The 4,040-nt window shown below is 32.5% G+C and carries 3 protein-coding genes; 2 read left to right on the top strand and 1 reads right to left on the bottom strand.

The features are described 5' to 3' along the window. Positions 1-867: glycosyltransferase (locus N2712_07785; protein ID MCX8029876.1), on the bottom strand; the 867-nt coding region annotated here is incomplete at its 3' end. 150 nt (positions 868-1,017) lie between these two features. Between N2712_07785 and N2712_07780 the strand changes: the two genes are divergently transcribed. Both N2712_07780 and N2712_07775 read left to right on the top strand, forming a co-directional pair. After that, a complete protein-coding gene (locus N2712_07780) occupies positions 1,018-2,472 on the top strand; it encodes an oligosaccharide flippase family protein (protein MCX8029875.1) in 1,455 nt (484 codons plus the stop codon). Beyond that, positions 2,469-3,593 carry a glycosyltransferase family 4 protein gene (locus N2712_07775; protein ID MCX8029874.1) on the top strand — a complete coding sequence of 375 codons (1,125 nt, stop codon included), beginning with the start codon at positions 2,469-2,471 and terminating at the stop codon, positions 3,591-3,593. The genes N2712_07780 and N2712_07775 overlap by 4 nt, the downstream gene beginning before the upstream one ends. Positions 3,594-4,040: the final 447 nt, after the last annotated feature.

The following is a 4,040-nucleotide window of genomic DNA, read 5'->3' as shown; positions in this document are numbered from 1 at the left end:
TATAAGAGACAGCAGTATTACAGTAGGTAAAGGGTCTACTTTGCTCGTTATCACTAGTGCAAGAGACTTTTTTATCTCTTCAATTACAGAATGTCTTGGTATATTATGCTTTATTTCAATATAATCTTTGTCTTTGACAGCATCTTGTATTATCCTTGAGTATTCTTCTTCGTAGTATTTATAAACCATAACTCCTTTTATCTTTACTCCGTTTTGAACTAGATTTTGGATTATCTCCACAAACTCAAGAGGGTTTTTTCTTCCTTCAAGGCTTCCTATCCAAACTAGTTTATTTTCGTAGTCTCCCTGCCTATGAATATTTGAAGTTTCAATACCATTATAGATAACCACTACTTTATCCTTTAGTTTTTCTCCTAAGGATTTTTTGACCTCATTTGAAACTGCAATTACGGTATTTATTCTTTTCTGAATTATCTTCCTTATGTAGTTTGACATGAAACTATTATCTAGTATATCATGAATGTGTAATACTACTTTCTTTTTACCATTTATAAATGGCATATATAAGCAGTCATAAGTATTCTTTCCGAGTATAACATCCACTTTCTTTAACATTGATAGTATTTGAACAGTTATTCTACCTATCATTACTAGGACTATCTTGGTTAGCAGTAGAAGAACCTTTAAGAAAGATTTGGATTTTTTGACACCTAGTTGTAACAGAAAAGGTGACATGAAGATGTTTTTGGGGTTTAATCCTGAATTGACTAGAAACTCTTTTGTTTTACTGTCTGGACATATTGCCAGAAACTCAGTATTTGTATATTTTGTGTTTCTCAAATAGTTTTGTAGAACGTATTCCGCTCCACTTATAGTGTTACCAGAGAAGACTATTAGGCATTTCATCGTTTCTGACGAAAATTTTTTATATTTTATAAACTCTTTTTCTAGTTCAATTGTTTCTTAGAATTGTCTTGAGTATTATCTGGAAAGTAGATTGTGGATTTTTGATAGGATAGATCTATGTTTTTTTAAAATTAAGGCCTTGATATAATTATGTCGTTGATAAAGAAGAACTACATATACAATCTTTTGATGAACTTTTCTAGTTTGCTTATCCCTCTAGTAACATTCCCTTATGTAACTAGGGTGCTTGGACCTGAAAGTATTGGTAAAGTGAATTTTGCTAACTCTATAGTGGAATTCTTCACATTGTTTTTCCACTTTGGTATCTATCCTTATGGTGTTAGAGAATTATCAAAAGTAAGAGATAATCAAGTGCTTTTCAACAAAAGATTTTCGGAACTGGTTATAATTAACACTTTCTTAGTATTTTCTTTACTAATCTTGTTTGTAATAACAGTGGAACTTTTTGACAAGTTTAAGTCTGAGAGATTACTTTTTTATGTCGTAGGATTGAACATAATTATATTCACATTAGGTTTTGATTGGCTCTTTATATCTCGTGAGAATTATTCTTATGTTTCCATCAGGATGATAATAACTAGATTGATAGGTGTAGTTCTTCTTCTACTTCTCGTTACAAAAGAGCAGGATTACATTCTATATGCGTTTCTGAGCCTCTTTATAGGTGGTCTGGTATCATACCTTATAAATCCTTTCTTCTATCGCAGATATGCGAGTCTATATCTATCAGATATAGATCTACTACAGCATATCAAGCCTCTAGTTCTAACTTTGATAGTGAGCTTTTTGACTAGAGCTTATCTGAATTTGGATGTGACTACTTTAGGTTTCTTGTCTAACTATGAAAGTGTTGGATTTTATGTTGTAGGATTGAAAATAGTATTGTTATTTCAGAGTCTTGTTTTGTCCTTTTCTAGTGTTATTGCTCCTAGAATAGCTTACTATTCTGAATCAATGAATAAAGAGGAGATTAGAAACTTTGTTAGAAAGTCAATAGAGTTTGCTTGGTTTCTATCGGCCCCGATACTCTTTGGCATACTTATTCTGTCACGAGAGGTTGTAGTCGTTGTATCTGGGATGGATTTTATATCTTCTGTTCCTGTATTGATTATCATTTCAGGTATTTTCATTACGACTCCTATCTTATCTGTATTAAGTCAGTATCTATATTACACTGGAGGTGAAAAGAAATATATAAAGTTTGTGGTAACACCTACCATAATAATTTCTTTAATCTTGTATGCTATATTAATACCTTCTTACAACTACATAGGTGCTGCTATAGCTAGAATAATTTCTGAAATAGTTCATTTTTGGTTATATGTTATTTCTACCAAAGAAGTCGGTTTAAAAAATATCTTTTCAGTAAGAAGTCTCAAATATCTGGGAATAGGACTAATTATGTTCGTAGTTTTGTTATTGTTTGGTAAATTAGTAATCATTGACTCTCCGTTAATAAAAATCATTACTTACACCACAATAGGAGGGGTGATATATTTTGGTGTAAACCTTATTACTAGAGACTATTTTGCGATGGAGGTTATTAAATTTGCTCATAGTTTGATATTTAGGAGGAGTTTATGAGAGTTTTGATTGTGCCTTCGGGTATTCCTGAGGATTATTCAGTCCAGATGGCTAATGCTCTATCAAGGAAAGGGGTGGAAGTTGGAATTGTATTGAAGGAATCTTCGTATAATGAGATTGAACCATTCTTAAGTCAGAATCTATCTGTCTTTAAGATACCGAGAGAACCTTTTGGTTTGCTTAGAACCATACATAGAATTATCAGCTTTAAACCAGATATCGTTCATTTCAACGACGGTGTTGATAATGTTTCTATACTAATGCTTATAATTTTCTTGTTTTCAAAAGCTAGGATAGTTACTACTTTTCACGATGTTATAATACATCCTGGTGATGAGAACCTTAAGAAAATGGTAGTCAGGTACATATTAAGAAGGAAGTCAAGAAAAATATTCGTTCACGGTAAGGTGTTAAAAGAGGAGTTCGTTAGAAAATATAAGGTTAGTGACGATTTTGTAGTTTCAATAGTAATGGGTAATCATAACTCGTATTTGTTTGAATACTATTCAAAAGACAGTAGTAATGTTGTTAAAGATAAGAATACTTTAAACATTCTGTTTTTTGGATGGATTGCTCCTAGGAAGGGGGTGGATATATTACTTGAAGCAGTATTGGAACTTGTGGAAGAAGGTTACAAAAATCTCAAGTTGATAGTTGCTGGTAAAGTTGGTTCAGGATTTGGTTACAATGAGTTGGTTGATAAGATAAACAAACTTTCGGGTGATGAGCGCCTTAAAGATATCGTTGAGATAAGGTTAAGGTATATTCCCTGGAATGAGGGAGGACAACTCTACAAGTGGGCTGATGTAGTAGTTTTGCCTTATACTGAGATTTCTCAAAGTGGTGTTGTAGGTATTGCTTATCACTTTTCAAAACCTGTTATAGCAACAAATTTAGGTGCTCTTCCTGAAATAGTTGAAGATAAGCGTACGGGCTTGCTCATAGATGGAGGCAGTGTACATTCCATTAAAGAAGGAATTAAGTCGTCAATAATTTTCTTATTAAACAACCCGCAAAAGATTGAGGAGTTTGGCAAGAATGCTAAAAACTTTGTGGAAACTGAAATGAATTGGGATAGAATTGTGAATACTATTATAAATTCTTACAGTGAATTGGACTGATAGGTTAAGTCTTTCAAAGTTCTTTATTGAGTAGAGTCTGTAAGTTGAAGGTGTTCAAAAAGTTGCTGTATATCTCAATTATAAAATCTTTTGTACAGGCAATCAAGATTAGTTGTGAAAAGACATTTCGGGAAAAACATCTACATCTCAAATATACACTACCGTCTGAAGAATTCGGGAGAGTTGAGAGATAGTATTAATAGTAAAATACTTGTATTACATACATTTTTCGAACACCTTCATACAAGATTGAGAATTATTCACACAGGTAAATAAAATTTGAAATATGAAAAGGAAGTTTGTCACTTTGATGGGGTTTACCGATTATGTTGATCTTGTAAAGCCACCGGGAATGATACCATTTAAGGTGTCTCAGAAACATGGTTACAAATCATATATCGTCCTTCATAGGATAGATGACAAACGATTTACAGATTATAGGAATGC

It is taken from the genome of Brevinematales bacterium (genome assembly GCA_026415355.1).
Classification (GTDB): Bacteria; Spirochaetota; Brevinematia; order DTOW01; family DTOW01; genus SKYB106.
Note: the sequence above shows the minus strand (reverse complement) of the source record. Positions and strands in the feature narration are given on the sequence as shown.